The organism is Kyrpidia spormannii (genome assembly GCF_002804065.1).
In the GTDB taxonomy this organism is placed as follows: domain Bacteria; phylum Bacillota; class Bacilli; order Kyrpidiales; family Kyrpidiaceae; genus Kyrpidia; species Kyrpidia spormannii.
The window spans coordinates 3,008,270-3,033,376 of record NZ_CP024955.1; the positions used below are offsets into that span (position 1 = coordinate 3,008,270).

Sequence of the window (25,107 nt, forward strand, 5' to 3'; positions counted from 1 at the left end):
TCCCTCGGTGCTGCCATGATATGCCGGGCCCATGGGCGGGGTGATTGCCCAGTACCCGCCGGACCCGCCGGTCGTTCCCCTAACTCAACGTCACCCATCCCCGCCGCAGGGCAACCAGTACCGCTTGGGTGCGATCCCTGACCACCAGCTTATCAAGGATGCTCGCCACGTGATTTTTCACCGTTTTCTCACTCAAGACTAAAGCTTTCGCAATATCCCGATTGCTCCGCCCCTCAGCGAGGAGCTGAAGCACCTCGAACTCCCGTTTCGTCAAAGGCGCCACGATCCCTGGCGCCCTGTCTTCCCCGGCCTCTTCCGATTCCAAGTCTACCATCCAATCCCACCCGGCTTCCCCCCTCGAAGCGTCCCGCCCTTCCCCGGCAGGCGCGTGAACCGCCAGGGCGGGAGTGGGAGCCGCCACCGCCGCCGGAACCTGGGCCCCGCCCCAGCCGACGGCTTCCCCGCATGCCGCATCCTCCCTGCCGTCGACCAAGACGCTTCGGAGCACCTCCAGGACGACCCGGGCCACCGCCGGGTGGAGATAAGCCCCGACCCTGGCCAGACCCCGGATGCCATCCACCAAGCCCGAGGCCCCCACATCCTTCAGGAGCACCCCATCAGCCCCCGCGGCCAAAACCTCCACCAATCGGCCATTCGCCTCATGGGCCAGCACCATGACCCGGGTCTCCGGGCGGATCGATTTGATCGTGCTGACTGCCTCAGCGGCCTTGTCCCCCGCCGTCGCCAGGTCGAGCACCACCACGTCGATCGGGGTATTCTCCAGGACATTTTGGATCTCTTGAATATTGCGGACCTCTCCCACCGGCATCATTTCTTTTTCCATCTCCAGGATGGAACGCAGACCCCGGCGGTACCGAAGGTGATGGTCCACCAGTAGAATCCGTATCTCTGCCATAAACCATTCCCCATTGCACCTGACATCTCACAGCCCGTTACCGGGAGGTACCGAACTGCTGATTCCACCGATCCGTTTCCCGACTTGTATGTATCTGGTTCCATTATACCTTGCCCTGCCATCACTTGGACAGGACAAATTTCGACAGAATTCGCGCAGGGCAAAGCATCCGGCCTTCTCTGCATACCTCCTCCCCGGCCTGTGCTTTCGCCGGCCTCTTCCGAACCGATGCGGGCGGCGGGCGGAAATAAAAAAGGGACGCCGTTTCCAGGCGTCCGATTGCAATGGGGTAAGGGTGATACTACAGTATACGTCGACCCTGTCCTCGGTATGAGGGTACTCTGGCCTTGTCCGAGTCATCCGCCGATCAACTTCAGTCCCGCCGCCTCCCGAAGGATCTCGGCTTTGTCAGTCCGCTCCCAGGGCAGGTCCAAATCCGGCCGTCCAAAATGCCCATAAGCCGCCGTCTGTCGGTAGATGGGACGCCTGAGGTTCAATTCCCGGATGATCCCCGCGGGCCGCAGGTCAAAATACTCCCGAACCAACTGCTCGATGCGCTCTTCGCTGATCCGCCCCGTGCCAAACGTATCCACCATGATGGACACCGGCCGGGCCACTCCAATCGCATAGGCCACCTGAACCTCGCACTTGTCCGCCAGCCCTGCCGCCACGATATTTTTCGCCACATACCGGGCCGCGTAAGCCCCGGAGCGATCGACTTTGGTGGGGTCTTTCCCCGAAAAAGCCCCGCCGCCGTGCCGGGCATACCCGCCGTAGGTATCGACGATGATCTTTCTCCCGGTTAACCCGGCGTCCCCCTGGGGGCCGCCAATGACGAACCGCCCGGTGGGATTGATGAAAAACTTTGTGCGGACATCGATCATGTGTCGGGGCACCACCGGATCGATGACGTACTCTTTAATGTCTTTTTCGATGGTGTCCAGGCTGACCTTCGGATGATGCTGGGTGGAGATCACGATGGTGTCCACCCGCACGGGCCGCCCGTCCTCGTACTCGATCGTCACCTGGGTTTTGCCGTCCGGGCGAAGATACGACAAAAGCTTTTCCCGGCGCACCTCGGCCAGGCGCTTTGCCAGCCGATGGGCCAGGGAGATGGGGAGCGGCATCAGTTCCTCAGTTTCGTTCACGGCAAATCCGAACATGAGGCCCTGATCCCCGGCCCCGATGGCTTCGATTTCCTCATCGGACATCTCGCCGGTCCGGGCTTCCAGCGCCCGATTCACCCCCTGGGCGATGTCCGGGGACTGCTCGTCGATGGAGGTGATCACCGCGCAGGTGTCCGCGTCAAAACCAAACTTTGCCCGGGTATATCCAATCTCGCGAATGGTTTCGCGGACGATTTTTGGAATATCGACATAACACTCCGTCGTGATCTCTCCGGCGACCAGCACCAGTCCCGTGGTCACGGACGTTTCGCACGCCACCCGCGCCATCGGATCTTTCGCATAAATCGCATCCAATACCGCATCGGAGATCTGGTCGCACATCTTATCCGGATGGCCTTCCGTCACGGATTCCGACGTGAACAGGTACCGCCTCGGCACGTGCCACTCCTCCATTCCTGGGCGCAAATCCGCATCAAACCCGCTGATAAAACGTAATAATTATAGTATGCGTTCCACCTGGCGTCAACGGGAAAATCGGCGCCACCCCCGGCACCCATGCGCCTCGGGAGCAACCGAAACGCTGGCGATCACTTTGGGCCCGGCCCACCCCTCCTCCGCATCGTCAGGGCCGCCCCCAGAGCGAGCAGGGCAAAGTGCGGCAACACCAGCTGCCTGCGAATCCGGGACGGCTGACGGATCAGCCGGTACAGCCACTCCAGGTGAAGCCGCTGCCAGGCCACAGGAGCCCGCTTGACGGCGCCGCTCCAGACGTCGATGGTGCCGCCGATCCCCATCGCCACCCCCACCGGAAGATCCCTGTGCCGAGCGATCCACAGGTCCTGGCGGGGTGCCCCCATCCCGACGAAAAGCAGATGAGGCCGAACTTCGGCGATTTCCTGAAGGATTTCCTTTTCCCCTTGCTGATCAAAATATCCGTGATGTCCATGCCAGTCCACCTCGGGGTAATGGCGCCTCAATTCTGCCAAAGCACCGCCCAGAGAAGCGGAAGATGCCCCGAGCAGGTACACCCTCCACTTCCGCTGTCCGGCGAAACCGAGGAGCCGATCGGCCAAATCCGCCCCGGTGACCCGCTCGGGGACTGGAGTCCCCAGCCATTTTGACGCCAAAACCACTCCGATCCCGTCTGCCGTGACCAAATCCGCCCGACGCACCACCTGTGCCACCCCGGGATTCCTCCGGGCCAGCATCACCACCTCGGGGTTGGCGGTCACCACCTGCTTTAAAGGGCCGGCCCCGTTCCATCCATCCACCCACTCGGCGATCCGCTTGGCCGCCTCTTCCAAGGTCACCGGATCAAAGCCCGTTCCCATCACTACCACCCGCTGCTCCATGACCCCATGGCGACCCCTTTCCCGTTCAACTTCCCGCCTCCCGGGCCTCGGACCGGGCCAGGGACTGGCGCAAAAGATCGACTTCCCGGCGATCCGGGGTGAGATACCACACCCCATCCCGATTATCCACATAGGAGACGCCGGTCAGCGCCCGGGTGCGAACTGTCACCTGGTCAAAAGGGTACAGGGCAACGGCCAGATTGACAAGGGCCCTGATGCCAAGATCCGTTTTGATGTGGTCCCTCCAGGTCATGGCCTCCGCCGCCAGGGCGGGCCACAGTCCAGGGTTTGAACTGCGAAGGAAAAGGGCGTGCACCAACTGCAACTGCCGCCGGACCCGGGCCGAGTCCGCCTCGGGATCTCCACGAAACCTCGCGTAATCCAGAGCCCCTTGGCCGTCCAGCCACTGCCGGCCGGGGACGAGATGGATGTGGGTTCCGTCTTCGGGGTCATCGTAATCCATCGCTTTTTCGATATCCACCGGCACCCCGCCAATGCGGTTTACAAGCCGCCGGAACCCTTCAAAATCCACCGTCACCCAGTGGTCGATGGGAACGCCCAACCAGGTTTCCAGAGAGGATTTTAGAAGAGGAATCCCGCCATAAGCGGCGGCGTGGTTAATCTTCGTAAAGCCCACCCCGGGAATCGCCACCCGGGCGTCCCGGGGAATCGAATACAAAAGAACTTCCCGCCGGGCAGGCCGAACTCCCGCGAGGATGATGGTGTCCGACCGGCCGATCTCTTTCCCCCGCCGATCGACGCCAACGAGAAGCACGTTCATGTTTGGCAGGACGGCTCCGGGGCTTGGCCCAGTCGAAAACGGCCCAGTCCCGGGGGGAGAGGTCCGGGGGTCGGGAGCGAGGGGATCCGGGTTCCCGGAAGAGCTTGGGGTTTGCTCCGACATCGGGGGCTGGGACCCGGAGGCGATCCCGTTCCCCCCGGCGCCGTCCCCGGACCCCACCCGCCCAATCCACGGAAGGGCCCAGGGGTGTACCCCTGTATGTCCCGGGACATCGAGGAGACGACCCGGGTGGTTGATGAGACCTGACCGAAGTCCTGCCGGAAGCAGGACGACGCCGATCAACACCCCAAAAAAGACAAAAAGCATGCGTCTTCCTTTTCCCATCGGCCCACCTCCCCCCAGGATCGTCCTAGGGCTAGTATGCGCCGAAGCGGGCAAAAGGGGTCTCTGCAGTCATGGGACGAGCACGCAAACTACGCCAACCCTATCCGCTATAATGGAAGAAAAGCAAACCGAGCTGGCAGCTGCTGATGTTCAGCGGATAGCACGGAGAGGGAGAGGGGACCCATGCACCGGAGACGCAGTTCAGGGGCCAAGCACCATCAGGATGGTAAAGCGGGCAAAAAGGTGACCGGGGGGAGGGAGGTGCACTCTCCAAGAGGGACGGCTCAGATACGGAGGGGGTTGGTCCTGTGGGGATTCTCGTTGGCCGTCACCCTGACGGGTTGCACCATGTCTGCGGCAGGACCCGCGCCTTCCGACCACCCTTCCCAGGTCTTGCCGACCCCGGGGCCGCCCCACCTCCCTGTTTCCCAAATTACCCGGGGCGGACAAGCGGAGAGTCAAGCGGCAGGCACGTGGCCAGATACCGGCTCGTTGAGAGGGGAGGCGGCTACTCCCGATCCCCTAGGTGGGTTAACGGATGCTGTATTGAGCCGGGTGAAAGATTCCGGGGTCCTGGTTCCCATCCTGATGTATCATTCGATCTCCCACAACCCGGGGAACCGCCTCTGCGTCGATCCGGCCACTTTCGCGCAACAGATGGAATGGCTCACCCAAAATGGATACACAGCGGTAACCTTGGCCGATCTCCTCAAAGCGTGGACCGGTCGAGAGGTTTTGCCCGCTAAGCCCGTGGTGATCACCTTTGACGACGGGTACAAAGATGTCATGACCGCCGCTTACCCGGTCTTAAAAAAGCTTGGCCTCCGGGCCACAGTTTTTGTGATCACCGGTTCCGTGGGGAAACCGAATTACGTCTCCTGGGAAGATCTTGAGTCCGGGGAGCGGGAGGGAATCTTTGACGTGGAGTCCCATACCGTTCATCACCTGAATCTGGCTTCCTTGCCAAAGCCTTTGGCAATTCAGGAATTGCGGACATCCAAGGTGGCAATTGAAGAACGTTTACATAAACCTGTGTATGCATTATGTTACCCGGCCGGGAGCTACGACCCGGCGGTGGAGAAGGATGCGGAGGAAACGGGGTACTTGGTCGCTGTAACCACCCGTCCAGGCCCCGCCTCTCTGTCCCAGGGCCGTTATGCACTTCACCGCCTGAGAATCTCTGGGGGAGAGAGGTTGACGAATTTCGCAGCGGCGCTTCGGTCCCTGGACATAAAAACCGCCACCGGGCCAGGGGTGGCCGGGCGGGTGACCCAACCATAACGCCGGGCGGCGCCAGGCTGAACGCCGAGTGCCGCCCCGTTCGATCGGCCTGTTAGGAGGATCCTTTGGATGGCAGGCCGGACTGGATGTCTTGAAGCTGAACACCGAGGATCGTATCGGTTTGACTGAAGGAGGGGACATCGCCGATCGTCCGGCTCCAGGCGTTTTGGTAAAAATATCTGCCAAAAGCGTAGGAAACCGCAAACCCGCCCTCCTGTCCCACGCCGCCAGGGCCGGTGCCGTCGGGCTGCACCCCGATGAACATGGTGTTCGGGTCAGCACCGGCCACGGTGTAAAAGATTTGGCTATTCCCCAGGCCGCTGATGGTGCCATCCGATGTCACAGTCACCTGGTAGCTCCCCGGAGTCACCCGGGATTTATCCCAGACATCCGTTCCCTTTGGCAACACCCCCAGGCTTCCGGAGAAGCCGGGGAGAACGTTCAAGACCACCGTGACGCCCGGGTCGGGCTGGCTGGCCTCCTGGTCCAGGCGGCGATCCATCTCGTCGCTGAACGCGCTTTCCGTCTGCCCGAAAACCCGGGAAAAAGCCACCTGTTCGGGAGTGCCGTTTTTCACTGCCGTCAAATACTCCCGCACCCGATCCCAGTGGCCCTGGGCCAGGTGTTCCAATGCCACGTACCCCTGCCATTCGGGATTGTAGGCCGGGGTGTGCAAGATCAAGTCTTCGGTAATCCCCGTCAGCGGCCCCAGGAGGCCCTTCTGCCGACCGTCGATGATCGCCGCTTCGATGCGCTTTTTCCACCCGTCAAGCACTACCGGTGCCTGGAACTTCCCTTGGGCGGCGAGACCCTCGTGCCAGGCCAGCCCTTCGTTGAACCACACGGGGATCCGATTCCCCAGGCCATTTTGATCCAGGTAGACGTGAGTCAGTTCATGGGCGAGCACATTGGCGATCTGGGCGTCGTCCGCCACGACATAGAGAGGCAGGTAAATTTCGTTGCCAAAAGCTGCCCCGCTGGTGATATCCGAAAAGGTCTCCACCTGATCGGGACTCATCCCGGCGGCGGCCAGGGCTTTGCTAAACCCGTCCTTCGTGATCACCAAATGGATGTGCACCGGTTGAGTGAAGTCCCCGGGGAGATCTTGGCGCAGCCGATCATAAATGCCCGCATCCTGGATCAAGGCCCGGATCTTGTTCACTTGACCGATCGTCACTCCGGGCTCGGCGCTTTGTACATCGATCAAGTTCGCCACGACGTCCGGATTCGGACTGTCGGCACCCGGTCCGCCCCCGGCTGTGGGAACCCCGCTTTGGCCAGGAGTGGGGGTTTGGCCCGAAGTGCCACTCTGGCCGGGACTGCTGCTTTGGCCGGGGTTGCCGTTTTGACCAGGACCGCCGCTTTGACCAGAGGTGCCACTTTGGCCAGGGCTGCCCGTCTGACCGGAAGTCCCGGTCTGTCCGGCGTTGCCCGTCTGCGGGGAGCCACCTGTTCCCGAAGATGGCGGGGTCACAATGAACACCGCCTGTTGAACCCCGTCCCAGTTCACCTGTTCTCCCAACGCCTCGGCCACCGCCCGCAGAGGTACCATCGTCCGGTCCCTCACCAGCTCCGCGGGGACGTCGAGGCGAACTTCCGAGCCATCTTTGTACAACACATTGCGGCCGATCGGAATCTCAATATGCACCGGGCCGCGATCAACGGTCGCGGTCTTCTGCCTTTCATTCCACGAGACGGAAGCGCCGAGACTTTCCGCCACCGCTCGCACCGGAACCATAACCCGGTCGCGGACTATGTATGGGGGAACGTCGTTCGTCAACCGCTTACCGTCCACGTACAACGCCGGATGATCGGCGGCCGCCTGGGACACGCCCGGACTTATCAGACATGACCCCAGAACGAGCAACGGCGCAACCGCCCACCCAGGTCGGCGCACCTTCCCGGTGAGGCCATTGCGGCGCCCGGTCCACCGCGAGCTGATTTGCACGAAGGACCCTCCTCCTCTCCCTTTTTCATCCTAACGGATTTCTTCCAACCGCACAACTGCCGACGGAAAACAATGGATGAGGCGGTGCAGGGAACCGTCTGGAGGCGGACGAATTTTGTGAAACAGACATCTGGCGATCAATAGGCCGCAAGATAGGAGGGACAAGTAGGTGAAAATTCGTTCAAAGCTCGCAGTGGGATTCTCGGTCTTATTGGTGCTTATGGTGGTTCAGGCGGTGATGGCGTATATCCAGCTCAATCTGATGCGAAACAATCACCAGTTTGTGGTAAACAATTCGATTCCCGTGATTCAGGCGACAAACAACCTTATGGTCGACCTGCTCAACGAAGAAACGGGAACCCGGGGATTCCTCCTCACCGGAGATCAGTATTTCCTGCAGCCGTATCTCAGTGGCCGCGATCAACTCAAAAAAGACCTCGAGTATCTCCAGTCGCACAGCGATGCGTACCCCAAACTGAAAGAACTGTTGAATGCCGAAGCCGTCCCGAAGATCAACCGGGTTCAGGATTATTTTCAACAAGAGATCGACCTGGCCAAAGCGGGGAAGATGGACGAGGCCCGGGCCAACTTCGCCGGCGGGAAAGTGTACATGGATGATTTTCGCGCCACCTACGCCGATATTGCGAATGAGATTCAAAATGTGCTGGACAATGCAGCCGCTAAAGTGGAAAAAGCGTACCTGCAGGAACGGTTGGTTCTCGGCGTGCTCTCCGCAGCCTCCATTGTCATCGCCATTGCCTTTGCAGTGGGCACTGCAGCGAACATCGTGGTGCCCATTCAACGGGTCAGCACCCGGATGAAGGAAATGGCGCTGCAGGGCGGGGATCTCACCCAGCGCATCGAGGTCAAGGGCAAGGACGAGGTGGCTGACTTGGCCCGTTCTTTCAACCAGATGCTGGACAGTATCCAGGACATCCTGCGCCAGGTTCTGGCCAGCACCGAGCAGGTGGCGGCGACCTCGGAACAATTGACCGCGGGAGCCGAACAGGTGGGCCAAGGAGCGACGGAGATTTCGAACTCCATCCAGGCCATCGCCGAGGGGGCGGACGTACAGCTTCAGGCGATCCGCCAAGCGTCCGAAACCATGCGCCAGATGACGGCAGGCGTACAACAGGCGGCGGAATCGGCGCAGAATGTGACGGTGCTGGCGGCGGGCTCCGCCGAAGCGGCCGAAGGCGGCCGGGCGATGGTGAAACAGATCACCGAGCAGATGGAACACATCGAGGAAGCGGTGAGCCGGACGGCCCAGGCGGTCCACGACCTGGACGAGCATTCGGCGAAGATCGGTTCCATCGTGGAGGTCATTCAGAGTTTGGCGGAACAGACGAACCTGCTGGCCCTGAACGCGGCGATCGAGGCAGCCCGGGCAGGAGATCAGGGCAGGGGCTTTGCCGTGGTGGCCGGGGAGATTCGCAAGCTGGCCGAGCAATCATCGTCGGCAGCGGGAGAGATCAAAGCCCTCATTGACACGATCCAGGCCCACCAGGCCGAGGCGGTCGCCGCCATGGAGCGGGGGACGGACAGCGTGGCCACGGGCACTCGCACCGTGGAGCAGGCCGGGGAGACCTTCACGAGCATTCTTGAGAATGTACAAGGGGTCACGAACCGCATCCAGGACATGTCGGCCATTGTGGAGGAGCTCTCCGCCGGTACCGATCAGATCCTGCACGGTTCATCCGAGATCGTCACCACCGCCCAGAAGACCGCGGGAGAAGTTCAGACCGTATCGGCGGCGGTCGAGGAACAGACGGCCTCCATCGAGGAAATCACCGCCTCCGCCAAGGCCCTGGCCGGCATGGCGGAGGAGTTGTTGCAGGTGGTCCGCCGGTTTAAGGTGTGACCAAGTGGGTCCGAAGGGCCTGCAAGAAAGGCTGTCCCCGGCGGCTTGACCGCCCGAGGACAGCCTTTTTGCTTCCGTCACCCTGCAGACTCAGGGGGGTTACAGCTTTTTCAGTTGCTTCATCACGTTATAAGCGATGGCCGCCGCTTCCGCCCGGGTGAGCTGGCTGTTCGGGTTAAAATACATCACCGGTTTGCTCCCTCGGCCCGTGGTGACCGACCCCGGGGCTGGGGACCCCTCCATAATCTTTTTCTGGCTCACGGCGAGCACCGCCGGCGCCGCGTAGAGGTCCACCGAATTGGCATCGCCGTACAACCGGGACAGGGCAGCTTTCGCCGACACGCCATCGGTCATCTTGAGGTTCATCGCCGCCGCGATCATCGTCGCCGCCTCCTGACGGCTCAGCGGGTCACCAGGCCGGAAAATGTTCGGCCCCGCGCCGTGAACAATGCCTTTTCGCGCGGCGGTCTCGATGTACCGGTAGTCATACAGGCCCCCCGTGGCCTGGCCCACGTCAATAAACAGGCGGTGATTGGGATCGTAATCCAGCGGGAGCCCCAGCATCTTGACCACCATGGTTGTGAACTCACCCCGGGTGATCGGCACGTCAGGATTAAAGGCGTCCACCAAGGCGGGGTCGTTGGTCATGATTCCTTTTGAATACATGGTTTCGAGGTAATCCTTGGCCCAGGGATGGGACGCCACGTCCTGATAGGAGTAAACCTCCTTGGCCACCACGTAGTACCCAAAATGCCGGAAGGGCACGGAAATGGTGTGGCTGGAGAGGTTCACGACCCCTCCGATGTTCCGCCAGGGATTGGACGAGATGCCGTTTTGCACCGCGCTCATGTCCAGATAAAAGACTGTGAGCCGCCCGGCCTCCTGATTGCGGATGAGCGGGTCATAGGCCAGGGTCAACGTTCCTTCTTTCGTGGGCTGCATCCAATCGTTCGCTCCGCCGTTGGGTCCCCCCCGCTGGACAAACCCGTTGCCTGCGTTGAAGGGATCGATCCCGCCGGCGGGCACAAAGGGTGGCAATCCCAAGTCTTCTGTGTTGAAGTTTTTGGGGCCAGCGTCGATCCAGTACACCGGACTCGCCACCGCCCAGCCCCCGGCGGGCAGTTGATCCGGGACTTTCGCGAAAGGATTCCCGTTTGACGAAGCGTTCGGACCGATAATGGAGCCGGTTTGGGGGTCGGCGATGCCAAACAGGAGATACCGGTCGTTGGTCGCCCCGTCCCCGGGCATGATCTCGCTCCCTTCGGCCACCGCATTGGCCAGCATCGTGTTTCTGGGGAATTTCAAAGACACCTGTTTGTCAAATACGCTGATGGAGGTAGATTTGCCAAAATAGGCTTTCGCCTGGCCGTAGGTGAGGGCCTGGTCCAGATTATTGACCAACAAGGTGCCCTTCTCGTTCGCCGAACCCGACTGAACGGTGAAAGCAATTTTGTTCAATCCGGTCTTGAGATTCTGCAGCTCCACCCCGTAATACCACTGGCTTCCGTCCGCACCGGGCGGATTCTTCCACTGTACCGCCTGCTGGCGATTGATCGTTACCGCGTCCGCCGGCGACGGGGTGGCAATGATCACATCCAGGAAGTTCTGATTGACTTGAACCGGTTGGGTAAGATCCACGGGATCGCCCAAGGGCTTGTTCGGAGTGGACCCGGGCCCGTTAAAGAGATAAACCTGGTAGGGTTTAAGTTGGTTAGCCACAAGTAAAGTCTGCGTCACCTGCTGACCAATGGCGTGCCCATCCGCTGAGATGGAGTACGCCGTGACTTTAAAGCTGGTGGTCTGATTGGCGGGCATGGCGACCCCCAGCCAGTTCCCATTGCCCGAATCCCGGCTCGAAATCCGCAGGCTCATCGTGCCGGTATTGTCCACGGAAATCTCGCGAACGACATCCCCTTGGTAATACCAAGTGAGCCCATTCAACGAAGATGACGTGTAACCGGTCTGGTTCGGGTTATTGGTGGACAGCGTGGTCAGCAACTGTCCATTTTTATACAGATCGATGCGGTTGACCTGGTTGGGGCCGATCCCCACAGGGCCGACCTTCAGTTCCAGATCCACCCGCTGGGAGGACGTGCTATAAGTATTCGTTGTGGCATCATAAGGAAGAACGGTCCCGTCGGCCGGGGATACCGCCTGAAAACCGGTGATCGCCAAATTCGACGGGCTCGCCTTGTAAATGGTCAAGGTGGAAGTCACCCGAACGTGACTGGTCGGGTCCTCCGCGCTGAACGTGAAGGTATTGGCTCCCTCGCTCAGTTGAACATTGCCCACCTGATACGTGTTTCCGGACTGGGAGAGCGCCAAGTTCAGCCCGTTCACGGAGCCGGACACCTGGGGCATCTGGCTGAAGTTGATCGGTGTCACCGTTACCGAGACGGGATCGCCTTTTTGGACCACCGCGCCGTCCGAGAGGGTCTGGCCGGCCTGCTTTACTTCCACCTGGAGCATGGGCGAGAGCTGCACCACCGTGTGCAGGACAAAATCCTGGGGCACACCGGGCATGGAGATGACCAGGTTATAGTCCCCGGAGGGCAGAACGCCGGAGCCGAATTCGATCACCGCGGTGTTCGGCTGTCCGGATAACGTCCCGATTGTGGCGGACACGTTGTTCGCAATCACGTTGCCTTGAGCATCCTTGGCTTGGATCTTTATTTGGCTAAAATCGGGGGTCCCGGTGAAGTTGTTCAAAGACAGCGCCAAGTCGACAGGCGCCTGGGAGACGGTCCAAGGATCGGCGACAGGCATCGACTGGGCGGCCTGAACGGTGCTACCCGCCCAAGTCACTCCGAACAATTGCGCCGGATTACCCCAGTATGGTTGAGTGGTGTCCACGTAGGTGAACGCATAGTCGCCGACCGCAGTCTGGTTGGTCGTCCCGTTTACCGTCACCCGCAACTGGAGAGTGTGATCCGGCGCTGACCCCGGGAGGGTCGAAAGGGGTAGACTCCAGCCCCACACCTGAAGGGGGCTAGAAGCGCCCCACTGGGTCATCTCTTTGATCGTGCCGGACGCCGAGATAGAAGTGACGGGTTGGTATGGGCCGTTATCCACCGAGACTTCCACCGTGGGTGGAGTGGTCGCGGAGCCGGGTGCCGCCAATTGGCCCTTGACCGTGAGAGGCTGGGAGCCCGTCACCCGCGCTTTCTGCCCTGCCCACAGGGAGGTAACCTGGCCGTCGTTACTGGTCAGCGTCACACCGAAGGGGGCCGACTTCGTGGCGGGGTCGAGGAGGACCACCGACTTTTGCACGGCAACCGACCGCTGGGCGTTAGCCGCGACGATGGTGACCGGGGTTTGCCCGGGACTCAGTTTTAGGGTGGTCGTCCAGGTTTGTTTCGTCCCCACCGGCGACCCGAATACACTGGTTCCGTTCACAGTGCTCCGGGTGGCATTTTCCGTGTCGTACTGAAGACTGACCGGGCTGGATTCAACGGCGACGGTGGAATCCGAATCGATGTTCGTCCCCAGCACTTGAATATTGCTGAGGCGGGGATTGTTGAGAAAGTTGACGTAATACGTTTGTGATTGCACCTGAAGATTTCCCGAGGTGCCGAGAAAGGAAATCAGGTTGAGCCCCGGGTTCAGCACGACGCCTGGAAAGGTCGCCTGATTCCCTTGAATCTGGGGATTCTCATAGGTGTTGATCGCCTGGGAACCGTCGGGTTGCACCAGACATTTGATATCCACCACGTTGTTGAAGGTCACGGTCACATCCATGACCTTCGAATTCGTCGACAGGGCCGCATCGCTACTGGTGGGCAGATTCGCCGTCAGCGACCAGGTGTCGGCCAGGGCCCCCACCGGCGCCGCGGTGAGAGCCATCAGCCAGACCAGCAGCCATGCGACCCAGCGCACATTCCGCTTTTTCATGGCCTCCCCCTCCCTCAAAATATGTCATACTAAGCTTCAGCAGGGGAAGATCCCATCCCTGCCCGAGTGAGGAGGATCGCTCAGTGGCCGATCAGCTGTCCCAAGATTTACCCCGGGAACCGGGGACCACCAATCGCATATGGCTATGGATCTGGCTCGGTGCCTTGGTGCTCGGAGTCTCTGTGGCCCTTTGGTTTTATCGGGATGAGCTTTGGCATATCCTGGACGTGATTCGGCACGCCTCGCCCGCCGGGACCCTTTTGGCGGTGGCGTGCGAGACGGGGTTCCTCCTAACTTACTGGGATCTGGTGGGCCGGCTGTACCGGGCGGCGGGCACCCCGGTGCCGCGAGGGGCATTGTTTCGCCTGCTCCTTGTCTCCGGTGTCGTCGACCGGTTGCTTCCAACCGCCGGCACCAGCACCATCGCCGTCCTGGCGGTGGCCGGGGCCCGATGGGGGGTCACTTGGGCAAGTACATTGTGGATGATGGGCTTGTTTACTTCCCTGGGGCTGGTGGCGACTTTGTTGATTGTGGCCCTGTCGGTGGTCCTTTTGTCCACCTTTGACATTCCCTTGCCGCCCTCCATTCATCAGGCGTTGCTCGTCGGCCGGTGGGCGGCGATCGGCGGCGTGGTGCTCGGGGCGGGGTTCCTATGGACACCGGTTCGCCGCCGGGCGGTCCGGCGAATCGTGCATTGGATCGGCGGGTTGATCGATTGGTGGAAAGCTCACGAACCCGCCTGGTGGAAGCGATGGCGGGCCCGGCGCAGGCGCCGGACAAGCACGGGTTCCCCAAATGCCGGGGCCGCGGAACTTTTTGGCGGGATCTCTCCGACCCAAGCCACCCCGGCCCCGGCCTCCCCCGGGGTACCCCGTCGGCGGCGCAGAATCTGGGACCCGGAGGAGCGGTTTCGCGCCTTTGAGGCCACTTGGGAGCGAATCCGAAAAGAACCCGGATTGTGGGGCGTTGCGCTGGCCGAGAATCTTCTGCTCTACGTGCTGCGCATCGGCACCTTGGCTTCCTTCATGTCGGCTTTGCACATTTCGTTGCCCTGGCACCACTTGATCGCCGGATATGGCCTTGTGGTCCTTCTGGTCAACTTGTCGGCCCTGCCCTTTTCCCTGGGAATCTTCGAAGTGTCCATGGCCGCCCTGTACCACTGGTTGGGCGTCCCCTGGACCCAGTCCTGGGCGTTGACCTTGGCGTATCGGGGGATCACCTTCTGGTTGCCGATTCCCCTGGGACTGCTGGCCATGGTGAGGTGGCCCGGTCAGCCGCCGTCCCCGGGTGCCGGGTCTTATCGAAACGCCAGGGAGCCATCGGAGTAGTGAGCCTCAGAGCGAAGTGGGCGGTGAAAGCAAAATGAAAATGGTGGGTTTGGCGTTGTCCGGAGGAGCCGCGGCGTCGGCGGCCCACGTCGGGGTCATACGGGCTTTCGAAGAAGCCGGGTATGTCATCACCCATATGTCGGGTACCTCGGGAGGCGCCCTGGTCGCCGGGCTGTGGGCCGCCGGGTACGAGAACCGGGAGTTGCGGGGCCTCCTCGATCGCTTGGAGCGGCGGCATTTTGATGTGGACTGGAGAAGACTCGCCCGGCGGCGGCTCCTCCGCCAACGAGGGGAATGGCTGGGGTTTTTTCGTGCATCCCGTTTGGAACGATGGCTTGCCTCTCTCACGGATTTTCGTATAATGCGGGATCTTCCCCGCCCCGTCGCGCTCTCCGCCGTGGATCTCAGCCGGGGACGGGAAGTGATCTTCGCGTCCCGCCCCCTTGGTGACGTGCTGCCCCCTCGAACTGACGGGTCATCGGAGGACGCACCGGGTCATGGGAAGGACGGGACCCCCTTGGAACCGGCAACGGAAAGGCAGATCAAGGACGCCGATGGGGCTGAATCGGCCTTTCGTGGACCAAGGGGCCTGCACTGGGAGGTTATTCAAGAGATTCCGGCTTCTCTCGCCCTCTTGGCCAGTTCAGCCGTCCCGGTGATTTTTCAACCGGTGGTATGGAAAGATCGGGTTTTCGTGGATGGGGGACTGCTCGACAATTGCCCGGTGGCTCCCCTTCGGGCGCTCGGGGCCCCGGCTGCGGTGGCGGTGGATCTCGTCAGCCCTTGGGGTTGGCGGCCTCAGCGGCGGTTCGACGGCCCGATCTCCATTCTGTTTCGCTCCGTGAACGTGATTTTGGCCCATCAGAGCCGTACGGCTCACCTCGCCGCCGATTGGGTCATCCATCCCGAAATCCCCCCCATCGCCGTGAACGACTTCCGTCGCCTGGGCGAAATCGCCGATGCGGCTTATGAATGGACTTGTCGAACTTTGGAGAAACAGCGAGAAGGATAACGGATATTCTTCCCCCAAGGCGCATATAATGATACATTGAGTGTGGAGATAGGTCTGTGTCAGTGAGGTGACGAATATGCCGGGAAATTGGGACGAAGATGAGTGGGGATTTCGCCTCTGTCAGGTATTGGAGATTCGCTACCCCATCCTGGAAGGGGGGTTGGCCCACGTCGGAAATGGCCGGTTGGCGGCAGCGATATCTGAAGCCGGAGGTTTCGGCCAGGTGGGATCGGCGGGACGCAGCCCGGAACAGTTTGCCGAAGAGATTACATTGGCCGCGTCCTTGACCACAAAACCCTTTGGTGTGAACATTCCCATCAGCGAACGAAAAGATAATCGCCCTTATTTTGACGTTATCGATCAACATCGCCGCGCCATCGCTGCGGTGAGCTTATCGGCGGGCAATCCCCGGCCTCTCATTCCGCAATTTAAAGAAATGGGACTTCGGGTGATCGTGCTCACCTCCACCGTCTCCCAGGCCCTGAAGGCGGCCGAGGGGGGAGCCGACGTCGTGGTGTGCGAAGGGTTTGAAGCGGGCGGCCACAACGGCCCGGCGGAAATCACGACGATGGCGCTCGTTCCCCAGGTGGTGCGGGCCCTCCGGGAGAGGGGCCGGGATGTGCCGGTGGCAGCAGCGGGGGGGATTGCGTCGGGGGAACAGATGGCGGCGGCTCTCATGCTCGGCGCCGACGGGGTCCAGATCGGCACGCTGTTTGTCGCCACGGAGGAATGTGAAGCCCACCCGGCCTATAAGCGCACCCTGGTGGAGGCCGGCGATGAAGCGACCGTGGTCATCGAACGGAGTCAGGGGCGGGTGACCCGGGTGTTGCGGAGTCCTTTCACAGAGAGAATTCTCGATCTGGAGAAACAGCGACCGTCTATGGAAGAGTTGTTGCCCTTTATCGTGGGGAGGAACAACCGGATTGCGGCCATTGAAGGGCATATGGATGAAGGGTATGTCAACGCCGGCCAGGGAGTGGGACTGATTCACTCGGTCCGGTCCGCCGGGGACGTGGTCCGGGACCTGGCAGCAGAGGCTGCCCGGGTGTTGCGGCGGGGTCCCACATGGGCCGAATGGCTGGAAGGGGTCGACGGGGTTCGTCCAGTATGAAGGCATACGACGTATTCTGGAGGGGATTGTGGTGGAACGCAATAGTTTGGCGTGGGTCCATTGGGAGCAATTAGGGGAAATCGTGCACCGAGGTGTGGGGAAAGAACTGGATTTTGACCAATTGTCTCGGGTGATTAAGGAGATCTGCGGCCTGCAGGGCCACTGGTGCGGAACGTTGGCCTATGGGGATTTTGACCGGGGAGATTACGGATTGCAAACCCGGCTGCTTCAGGTCGGGATTCAGCCCCGGCACGTGGCCGCCCGGGAGGCAGGAGAATTTCACCGGGACGCCGTCGCCCTGGAGTTGTCCTTGGATGCGCTCGAAAGTGTACATACGCTCCCCCACATCACCGATCATTTGTTTGTGGGTGGAGACATCAGCTGGGTGCCGCTTTTCCGCAGGTTGACCCAGCACGGGAAACATATTCATTTATGTGGCTTTCAAAGTTATACTCACCGGGCGCTGCGGGAATGGGCGGAAACCTTCACCGCCCTGGACCACCGGGAGGAAATCACCCGGGACCGGATTCGGGAAGCGGGGCCGCAGATCTCAGAAGGAGATCTGGAACAGGTCATTCACGTCCTGGCTGGAATGCAGGAACGGCTTCCCTTTGTGGGGTTTGGTTTGTTGCAGCGGGAACTGACCCGGCGCTACCCTTACCGCTTCGGGTTTGAAGACATTCTGAACGCAGCGAAGAATGAAGGGATTCTTGAGGTCTACAAAGTGCCGAATCCGAACAACCCAGATTTCCCCACTACCGCCGTGCGTCTGAATCGGGAGCATCCTTTGGTGCGGGAGACTTTGGGGGCGGAGGCACTCAACGCTTTAGAAGAGTTGCGGGGATTCGGGGATGGGACGGAAAGTCCCGACGAAGACTATATGGATGCAGACCCCGGTGAATTCGATCAACGGGACGACTGAAACCTTTTGACCAGCAGCGTGTGTCCTTGCCTGCCGGTGAGCGACCGGGGCACCCGGGCCGGCGCGGACGCGCCGGTGCCTGCTCCAGAAACCCGGGAAGCCGGCCATTGTTCCGACCGGCCGGCTGGCCCCGGTTCACCGCTACGGCGCTGTGGCCCGAATCCGCCGCCAAGGTGGCCAGGGCCATAGCGCCCAGTCGTCTTTGGTGAAAGCTTTCGTTCCTCCTCTATCAAATGTTACCAACACCGTTCCGGCGGAAGATGAAAGGACCCGCCCTTTCCCATAGCGGAGGTGCCAAATCCGATCCCCGTCGTCAAAATATTTGATCACGGACTCTCCCCCCTCTGCTTGCACCATCAGGTATGTGCCGGGGCCGGTCGACTTATGCGCCAGACCTTGAGGCTTGTCGAAGGCGATCAGAAAAAGTCGAAAGTCTGTATATTTCAATATATAGCCTTCACCGACAAACCGTTGTATAATACCTCCGTATGCAAGCGGCAAGACCCTACTCGCGCATCTGGCCATCTTTTGTTTTAAGGAGGGAATTATGCATGTTGGTGGTGGCGGACCAGATCAGCCAGCTTCGGGCCGAATTGGTCCAGTTGTTCGAACAGTGCAATGGGCGTTTAACCGATCCTCAGATGGTGAGAAAAAGCCAACAACTCGACCATCTGGTGGTGTTCGTTCAGAGGAGGCGCCTCGAAGAACACAATCAGCAATGTATCGCGACCTGAGGCGAATGTTGGCATAGGGGATCGAAACGCCCGACCTATCTCGACCAAAACAGCCATGGCACGACCCGGAGGTCGAAATCCGGTACGTGGCGACGATGCTTCTTTTGGTCGTTGTTCATCGACTGGTCCGCTGATTGTCCTGAAAGATTCCGGTTCCGCCCACGAACCGAGCTCCGAGTTCCTGCGATACATATGCCTTATGCGGGCATGTCGTCCGTCGGCAGTCGCGGTCAAGGGCACAGGAGGTGTCGGGAGCTTTAACCGAACAGTCGTGGTCAGGGGAAGACCAGGGGGAGGAATCGACGCAATCTTAAAGGCGTGACGCGGGTGGGCAGTCAATTCGGCAATCGTTTCGGCGGATGTCGGCCAAAAACCGGCGCCGCCGTTTTTGTCTCCCTGCGGACATGCCAATAGAGACAATATGGATGGGGTGAAGACGGTGACGGCGGCGATGCGACCTGGGACGTCGATTTTGATCGTGGGGGCCATGGGGGTCGGAAAGACGACCACCGCCCAGGTTCTGGAGCAAAACTACGGGTATCGCAGGTATTCTCTGGCCGAGCCGATCCATCGGGTGGTGGAGACAGCGTTCCCTTGGCTGAAAGATGAAGCCAAATCGATCCGCCGGACTTACTTGCAGAGAACCGGCGCGTTTTTACGCAGCTTCGTGCCCAACCCGATTCTCCGACATGCAGAGGCGGCGTTGGAGAACAGCACTGGCCCCCTGGTCATCGACGACGGACGGACAGTGGAAGAGGCGGAGTGGGCGCGGGAACGGGGCATGGCGGTGGTGGTCCTGACCTGTGAAAACGATGAACGTCGCCGGCGGCTTTTGGCCCGGGACGGGGCGCTCCCCGGCCCCATCGCCTTTAAAGATGCCACCGAGCAGGAGTGGACCCGGGTTCAGGCACCTCGGGTGGATACCACCCATCTCAGCCCTGCCGAAGCTGCCCTGGCCCTTCTGTCCGCCATCGATCATTAAAGGGCCACGGCGGTAAACCGAACGAGTTCCAGATCGGACGAGTTCCAAAGTGGAGGCACCACCCGGCCCCCGAGGTGGAGAATCCGCATCCATCGATCCCCTGGCCATCAAACGTACCGCCGGGGAACCCGTTTTCCGATCCCACAGAGAATCTCGTACGAAATGGTATCGAGCAGACGGGCGTGATCGTCGGCGGTCCAGCTCTCCTCCCCGTCGCGACCGAGAACAGTCACGACATCCCCGGAGCGTGCCTCGGGAATGTTCGTAAGATCGATCATGGTCTGGTCCATGCACACCCGTCCCACAATGGGCGCCCGCCGGCCGTGAACCAGCATGTACCCCGCATTGGACAATCCCCGGCGTAGCCCGTCCCCGTACCCCACCGCCACCGTACCGATGCGCCGGCGGGCCGGAGCGCGGTACGTGCAGCCATAACTGACCGTCGCGCCAGGCTCCACCCATTTGACATACACCAGGCGGGCCATCCAGCGGAGGGCCGGGCGGAGTACAACGGGCGCCTTCCACCCCGGATTGGGCAGGTAGCCGTACAGTCCGATCCCCACCCGGAGGGCGTCGTAGTGGGCTTCGGGCAAGCTGAGAGCCGCCGCCGTATTGGCCGCGTGAATAAGCGGGGGGCGCATGCCGTGGCTCTCCAAGGCTTTGACCCAGTGGTCAAAGCGACGCCACTGGCCCCGGGCATGGGTGAGATCTTCGGCGTCCGCCGCGGCAAAATGGGTAAAGGTGCCCCGAATCTCCACTTCGGGCACCTTGTTGAGCTCGGCCGCCCACTTCAGCGCCTGGTCCGTATCCCGCCAACCGATGCGCCCCATGCCCGTGTCGATTTTGATGTGCACACCGGCCCGTTTGTGCAGTTCCCTGGCGGCCGCTGCCAATGGGGGGATGTGGGCGGGATCGAAAACCGCCACCTCGAGATCCGCCGCCACCAGCTCCCGGGCAGTTCCGGGGTCGATCCACCCGAGGATCAGGATGGGGACGCGAATGCCCGCTTTCCGCAGGGCGAGCCCCTCCTCCAACCGGGCCACCGCCAGGCGCCGGGCGCCGGCCTCCAAGGCCGCTTTGGCCACCGGCACCGCGCCGTGCCCGTAGCCATCCGCCTTCACCACCGCCATGATCTCCGCGTCCCGGGTCAACTGGCGAAAGGATTCAACATTGTGACGGATGGCGGATATATCCACATCAGCCCAGGTGAGCGCCCCGTCTTCAAACCCTTTCATGCCCGATCCCCGCCCACCGAACGGCCGGCCACCGCGGCGGTGAGCAGGCCGTACACCACTTCGTGGACCGGCGCGGGCACCCCGTACTCCCGGGCCATCTCCACCAAGGCCCCCTGGAGGTGGTCGATTTCCACCGGCCGCCCCGCCCGAAGATCTTTGGCCATGGAGGCGAGCATCCCCGGTTCGAACCCTTCCGCCCGTCGCATCACCGTTTCCACGGCATCATCGGGCATGGAGATTCCCCGGGCCCGGGCTGTGGTCACCGCCTCCTCCACCAGGTGCTGAAACACCGCCCGGGACGACCCGTGGCCCAGCACCACGCCGATCCCCGCTCCGGTCAGGGCCGTGGTGCCGCTCACCGCCGTGATAAAGGCGTATTTGTCCCATAGGGCGACCTCGATGGCCGAACTGGGGTGAGACCCGATTCCCGCCCTGCGAAACGCCTCGTCCAGGGCTTCGATGCGCGGAGTGATCACTCCGCTCCACTCCCCGAAGGTAATGTCCTGCACCCGGCTGCTGCGGTGGATTACGCCGTCGTCGTCCAAGTAGCTTTCCACGTGACACAGGCCGCCGATCACCGCATCGTCCCCGTACCGGCGGCGAAGGATGTCCATATGGCGCACGCCGTTGAGCAAGGGCAGTACCGCCGCCCCCCGCTGGACCAAGGGATCCAGGTTGGACCAGACCCCTTCGGCATCGTAGGCTTTGACCGTCAACAACACCACATCGGCATCGACGCCCTCGGCAGACTCCACGGCTTTTACCGGCCCGCTCCAGTGCCCATCGGGACTTTGAATCACCAGCCCCTTATCTTCCAGTTGACGACGCCGCCGGGACCGGACAATGAAAGTGACATCCTGCCCCGCCTGGACCAGCCGCCCGCCAAAATACCCGCCAACCGCTCCGGCCCCGATTACCGCAAAACGCATCTACAGTCCCCCCACGCCATCGGATACGGATCTCTTCGGGACTATTGTACCTCAGAAGGAAACTGGGCGCATGGGGAGAGACGGGAAGGGCAGGTCCAGAAAACGGCACCGGGTCGGAGGAGGGCACCAGTCATTTGGACCGCCCGGTGGTCGCCAAGCCCTCAAAAAAGAAGGCGGCCATTCGCGGTGGTGATGCCGCAAATCGCCGCTGGCTATCATGTGTAGAGCAGAAACGAGAGCCGCTATCCCGCTCGGTGCAACGTCTTGAAGTTCTGAGCAGACGCGGAAGAAGTGGCTGCCCCGGTTCCGCCCTTTGTCCCTGTCCCTGTGTCAACTGACCCACCCTGGTTCGTCGTTCCAGAACCTGGCAAGCCGTTCCCTCCCGTGCCGCCACCTCCGCTCGTCCCACCGCTTCCCGCTTGAGAGCCACCCGCAGGCCCGGGTTGTCCCGATCCGTTACCTTTTTCATTGCCGCTGTTCCCCGACGGCCCACCGTTATCTGTAGACGGCTTGTGATTGGTCGGCGTGGTCGTCCCCTGATCACTCGAATTCCCGGACTCCTGGGCCGGGGCCGAGGGCTCCGGCACGGGTTGAGGAGCCGGGGCCGGTTGGGGGGCAGGAGCCGCCACCGCCTTCGTGGTGGACTTGGCCGGCCCGCCATTCTTGTACAGGTTCCAGTAATAATCCTCCGACGCCGAAGCCGTCAAGGTACTGGCGTCGGCCATGCCCAACATCCGGTGCACCGTCTGCCGGCATGCCGCCACATGAGGAATCAGCACCGCCTGGCCGTCCACATACTCTGGGAGAAGATCCTGGTTTTGGGGGATCTGGGCGGTCTGCACCTGGCTGATGTCCACCCCCCGCATCAAACCGGCCAAACGAATCATGTCCCCAAAGTTCATATTGGTGCGCACATAGGGCTCCATGGCCTGAAGAATAATCGGCAACTTCGCGATGGACGAAGGAGCCTTCAACCGGTTCGCCAACGCCAGCAGGAATTCCCGCTGCCGCTGGGTCCGGCCAAAATCGGACTCCGCATCGTGGCGAAACCGCACATACATCAGGGCGTGGGCGCCATCAAGATGCTGATACCCGGCCTTGAGGTGGATGTCGTAAACGCCGTCGTCCACGTAGTTCATGGATTTCTCGACGTTCAAATCCACGCCGCCCACGGCGTCCACCACTTTTTCAAACCCGACAAAATCGGTCACGACATAGTAATGAATCGGTATCTGCAGAAAATCTTCCACCGTTTTTACGGCCAGCTGCGGTCCACCGAACGCATAACCGGCGTTAATCTTCTCGTATCCATATCCGGGAATCTTGTACCAGGTATCGCGCATGATCGAAAACATCTGCGCCGTTTTGGTCACCGGGTCTACACTGACCAACACCATCGTGTCTGAACGGGGATGGGGGTCGTGGTTGCGATTGTCCACTCCCATCATCAGGATGTTCACACGCTCCGTCCCCGTCCACTGGGGCAAATCCGCGGACTCGCCCTGGATTGCCCCTACAAAATGCCGGATCGACCACACGTAATACCCGCCGGTGCCGAGAACGAGGACGAGAAGCACCGCTGCGGCGATCCACAGCCAGCGTCTTCGTTTTGCCAAATTCCGAGCCTCCCCGGGAGGATTTCGCCACTACAGCACATCTAGGGGGCCACACGGTCTGCTGTTACCTGCAGCCTTCTTCAAGTTGGTTCTCGTCTATTATTCTCGTCTGGAGGCACCTTGTCAATAGTAGTTGTGTTGCCGGCAACACCGTATGTTGCCGGTGTGCCGCCGCAACATCCCCCGAATCAGGCCAAACGCGCCCCTACCCCTCGGCGAATCTTCAGGGACGGCCTGGACCTTCCGCGCCCATACCATGCCCCGCCCGGCGGCGCACAAACTGATACGCAATCACCAAGATCGCAAACCATGCCAAAGCCACATAAAAAGCCACCCGAGTATCGGGATCGAACAACAGCAAGACCACCACCAGGGCCAGGAAAGCCAGACCAATCCAGTTCGTCACCGGGGTCCCGGGCATGCGGTATTTGACCCCCTGCACCTGGCCGGCAGCGACCCGGCGGCGATAGGCCATATGAGCCACGAGAATCATGCCCCAGGTCCATATCGCCCCTTCAGCCCCCAGGCTCGTCACGTACGTAAACACTTGCTGAGGCACCACATAATTGAGGATCACCCCGACGAGCATCACCGCCGCAGAAGCGGCAATGGCCGTCGCCGGCACCCGCCTGGAACTGAGACCCTGCAGAAACCGGGGCGCTTGGCCGTACTGCGCTAACGAATAGAGCATGCGCCCAGTGCTAAACACTCCGCTGTTGCACGATGACAACGCCGCCGTCAGGACGACGAAGTTGATGAGATCCGCGGCGGCTGGGAAGCCGATCCGCTGAAAAGTAAGCACGAAGGGGCTATTTTGAGCATCGAGCTCATTCCACGGATACAGGCTCATAATGATCAAAAGAGCCCCGACGTAGAAAATCAGAATCCGCCAGATGATCTTATTGGTCGCCGCCGGGATCGTTTTCGACGGATCCCGGGCCTCACCGGCGGTCACCCCGATCAACTCCACGCCCACGTAGGCAAACATGACCATCTGCAGGGCGAGGAGTACACCGCTGATCCCCGTCGGGAAAAATCCCCCGTGGCTCCACAGGTTTGAGAATCCCACCGGCTCCCCATGGTTCCACACCCCAAACAGGATGATCAACAAGCCGACCACAATCATCGCGACGATGGTGACCACCTTGATCAGCGCAAACCAAAACTCGAACTCTCCGTAAGCCCCGACGGCAATCAGATTGACCAGAAACATGATCACCAGCGCGATCAATGCCGGCAGCCATTGGGGCACCGCGGGAAACCAATATCGTACATAGACCCCCACCGCGGTAATTTCGGCCATCGCTGTGGTGATCCACATGAACCAATAGGTCCACCCCGTGATAAATCCGGCCCAAGGGCCGACAAATTCCTCGGCGTATGTACTGAACGACCCCGCCACGGGCTTGTACAAGGCCAGTTCGCCCAGTGCCCGCATGATCAGGAAAATGACGAGTCCACCCACCAGGTACGAAATGGTTAAAGCCGGCCCCGCCAAATGAATCGCCCGGGCTGACCCCAGAAACAATCCGACACCGATGGCACCGCCCAAAGCGATCAGTTGCAAATGGCGTTCTTTGAGTCCCCGAACTAACTCCGACTCTTCGGGCATCTGTTTTCATCCCCCTTTGAAGCATTCCCCCGCCCTTCTACGGTAGTTTGTACCCGCACGGCCCAAATCTTGTCAACCGGCGCCCTCCGGGCGGTTCGCAAGCTCCTCCGCCCTGAACGAAAGC

At 61.0% G+C, this 25,107-nt stretch carries 18 protein-coding genes; 8 read left to right on the forward strand and 10 right to left on the reverse strand.

All coding sequences use genetic code 11. The features are described from left to right. Positions 1-79: 79 nt before the first annotated feature. The 4 genes from CVV65_RS17320 to CVV65_RS14815 form a co-directional block, all read right to left on the reverse strand. Positions 80-916 (reverse strand): response regulator transcription factor, encoded by an 837-nt coding sequence (locus tag CVV65_RS17320; RefSeq protein WP_100668791.1) that lies wholly within the window; start codon positions 914-916, stop codon positions 80-82. A 356-nt stretch (positions 917-1,272) separates the two neighbouring features. Continuing rightward, a complete protein-coding gene (gene metK / locus CVV65_RS14805) occupies positions 1,273-2,481 on the reverse strand; it encodes a methionine adenosyltransferase (RefSeq protein ID WP_269148827.1) in 1,209 nt (402 codons plus the stop codon). Between the two features lie 149 nt (positions 2,482-2,630). Continuing rightward, on the reverse strand, positions 2,631-3,395 hold the full coding sequence (locus tag CVV65_RS14810) for a WecB/TagA/CpsF family glycosyltransferase (protein ID WP_100668793.1): 765 nt from the start codon (positions 3,393-3,395) through the stop codon (positions 2,631-2,633). Between the two features lie 25 nt (positions 3,396-3,420). Next, a complete protein-coding gene (locus CVV65_RS14815; RefSeq protein WP_133121328.1) occupies positions 3,421-4,521 on the reverse strand; it encodes an LCP family protein in 1,101 nt (366 codons plus the stop codon). Between the two features lie 183 nt (positions 4,522-4,704). Here CVV65_RS14815 and CVV65_RS14820 point away from each other — a divergent pair, with 183 nt between their 5' ends. Continuing rightward, positions 4,705-5,802 (forward strand): polysaccharide deacetylase family protein, encoded by a 1,098-nt coding sequence (locus tag CVV65_RS14820; protein WP_100668795.1) that lies wholly within the window; start codon positions 4,705-4,707, stop codon positions 5,800-5,802. A gap of 52 nt (positions 5,803-5,854) precedes the next feature. Here CVV65_RS14820 and CVV65_RS14825 read toward each other — a convergent pair whose 3' ends face one another. Beyond that, the gene (locus tag CVV65_RS14825) at positions 5,855-7,750 is read right to left on the reverse strand and encodes a stalk domain-containing protein (RefSeq protein ID WP_100668796.1); all 1,896 of its coding nucleotides are present in this window, start codon (positions 7,748-7,750) and stop codon (positions 5,855-5,857) included. A gap of 169 nt (positions 7,751-7,919) precedes the next feature. On the opposite strand from CVV65_RS14825, the gene CVV65_RS14830 reads away from it, so the two are divergent. Continuing rightward, positions 7,920-9,611, forward strand: a complete 1,692-nt coding sequence (locus tag CVV65_RS14830) for a methyl-accepting chemotaxis protein (RefSeq protein ID WP_100668797.1) — start codon at positions 7,920-7,922, stop codon at positions 9,609-9,611. 99 nt (positions 9,612-9,710) lie between these two features. Here CVV65_RS14830 and CVV65_RS14835 read toward each other — a convergent pair whose 3' ends face one another. Beyond that, positions 9,711-13,502, reverse strand: coding sequence for an S-layer homology domain-containing protein (locus tag CVV65_RS14835; RefSeq protein ID WP_100668798.1), 3,792 nt, complete (start codon positions 13,500-13,502; stop codon positions 9,711-9,713). An 83-nt stretch (positions 13,503-13,585) separates the two neighbouring features. Between CVV65_RS14835 and CVV65_RS14840 the strand changes: the two genes are divergently transcribed. From CVV65_RS14840 to CVV65_RS14870, 6 genes are all read left to right on the forward strand, one after another. Beyond that, a complete protein-coding gene (locus CVV65_RS14840) occupies positions 13,586-14,830 on the forward strand; it encodes a lysylphosphatidylglycerol synthase transmembrane domain-containing protein (protein WP_157935545.1) in 1,245 nt (414 codons plus the stop codon). A gap of 34 nt (positions 14,831-14,864) precedes the next feature. Continuing rightward, a complete protein-coding gene (locus CVV65_RS14845; RefSeq protein ID WP_133121329.1) occupies positions 14,865-15,842 on the forward strand; it encodes a patatin-like phospholipase family protein in 978 nt (325 codons plus the stop codon). 76 nt (positions 15,843-15,918) lie between these two features. Then, positions 15,919-16,953 carry an NAD(P)H-dependent flavin oxidoreductase gene (locus CVV65_RS14850; RefSeq protein WP_100668801.1) on the forward strand — a complete coding sequence of 345 codons (1,035 nt, stop codon included), beginning with the start codon at positions 15,919-15,921 and terminating at the stop codon, positions 16,951-16,953. A 31-nt stretch (positions 16,954-16,984) separates the two neighbouring features. Further along, positions 16,985-17,875: an NYN domain-containing protein gene (locus CVV65_RS14855; protein ID WP_157935546.1), complete on the forward strand. Its 891-nt coding sequence runs from the start codon at positions 16,985-16,987 to the stop codon at positions 17,873-17,875. 551 nt (positions 17,876-18,426) lie between these two features. Then, on the forward strand, positions 18,427-18,609 hold the full coding sequence (locus CVV65_RS14865) for an aspartyl-phosphate phosphatase Spo0E family protein (protein ID WP_157935547.1): 183 nt from the start codon (positions 18,427-18,429) through the stop codon (positions 18,607-18,609). A gap of 439 nt (positions 18,610-19,048) precedes the next feature. Further along, a complete protein-coding gene (locus tag CVV65_RS14870) occupies positions 19,049-19,591 on the forward strand; it encodes an AAA family ATPase (protein WP_232059758.1) in 543 nt (180 codons plus the stop codon). A 107-nt stretch (positions 19,592-19,698) separates the two neighbouring features. On the opposite strand, the gene alr is transcribed toward CVV65_RS14870, so the two are convergent. The 4 genes from alr to CVV65_RS14890 all read right to left on the reverse strand — a co-directional run bounded on the left by alr (position 19,699) and on the right by CVV65_RS14890 (position 24,983). Then, positions 19,699-20,826: an alanine racemase gene (gene alr, locus CVV65_RS14875; protein WP_100668805.1), complete on the reverse strand. Its 1,128-nt coding sequence runs from the start codon at positions 20,824-20,826 to the stop codon at positions 19,699-19,701. After that, positions 20,823-21,755: a ketopantoate reductase family protein gene (locus CVV65_RS14880; protein ID WP_100668806.1), complete on the reverse strand. Its 933-nt coding sequence runs from the start codon at positions 21,753-21,755 to the stop codon at positions 20,823-20,825. Before CVV65_RS14880 ends, alr begins: the two co-directional genes overlap by 4 nt. Positions 21,756-21,997: 242 nt before the next feature. Then, the gene (locus tag CVV65_RS14885) at positions 21,998-23,371 is read right to left on the reverse strand and encodes an LCP family protein (protein ID WP_100668807.1); all 1,374 of its coding nucleotides are present in this window, start codon (positions 23,369-23,371) and stop codon (positions 21,998-22,000) included. A gap of 223 nt (positions 23,372-23,594) precedes the next feature. Beyond that, on the reverse strand, positions 23,595-24,983 hold the full coding sequence (locus CVV65_RS14890; RefSeq protein WP_100668808.1) for an amino acid permease: 1,389 nt from the start codon (positions 24,981-24,983) through the stop codon (positions 23,595-23,597). Positions 24,984-25,107: the final 124 nt, after the last annotated feature.

Coding starts and splice junctions, on each gene's coding strand:
- CVV65_RS17320 (WP_100668791.1), bottom strand. CDS start 916: ATGGCAGAGATACGGATTCTACTGGTGGACCATCACCTTCGGTACCGC.
- CVV65_RS14810 (WP_100668793.1), bottom strand. CDS start 3,395: ATGGAGCAGCGGGTGGTAGTGATGGGAACGGGCTTTGATCCGGTGACC.
- CVV65_RS14815 (WP_133121328.1), bottom strand. CDS start 4,521: ATGGGAAAAGGAAGACGCATGCTTTTTGTCTTTTTTGGGGTGTTGATC.
- CVV65_RS14820 (WP_100668795.1), top strand. CDS start 4,705: ATGCACCGGAGACGCAGTTCAGGGGCCAAGCACCATCAGGATGGTAAA.
- CVV65_RS14835 (WP_100668798.1), bottom strand. CDS start 13,502: ATGAAAAAGCGGAATGTGCGCTGGGTCGCATGGCTGCTGGTCTGGCTG.
- CVV65_RS14845 (WP_133121329.1), top strand. CDS start 14,865: ATGAAAATGGTGGGTTTGGCGTTGTCCGGAGGAGCCGCGGCGTCGGCG.
- CVV65_RS14850 (WP_100668801.1), top strand. CDS start 15,919: ATGCCGGGAAATTGGGACGAAGATGAGTGGGGATTTCGCCTCTGTCAG.
- CVV65_RS14865 (WP_157935547.1), top strand. CDS start 18,427: ATGTTGGTGGTGGCGGACCAGATCAGCCAGCTTCGGGCCGAATTGGTC.
- alr (WP_100668805.1), bottom strand. CDS start 20,826: ATGAAAGGGTTTGAAGACGGGGCGCTCACCTGGGCTGATGTGGATATA.
- CVV65_RS14880 (WP_100668806.1), bottom strand. CDS start 21,755: ATGCGTTTTGCGGTAATCGGGGCCGGAGCGGTTGGCGGGTATTTTGGC.
- CVV65_RS14890 (WP_100668808.1), bottom strand. CDS start 24,983: ATGCCCGAAGAGTCGGAGTTAGTTCGGGGACTCAAAGAACGCCATTTG.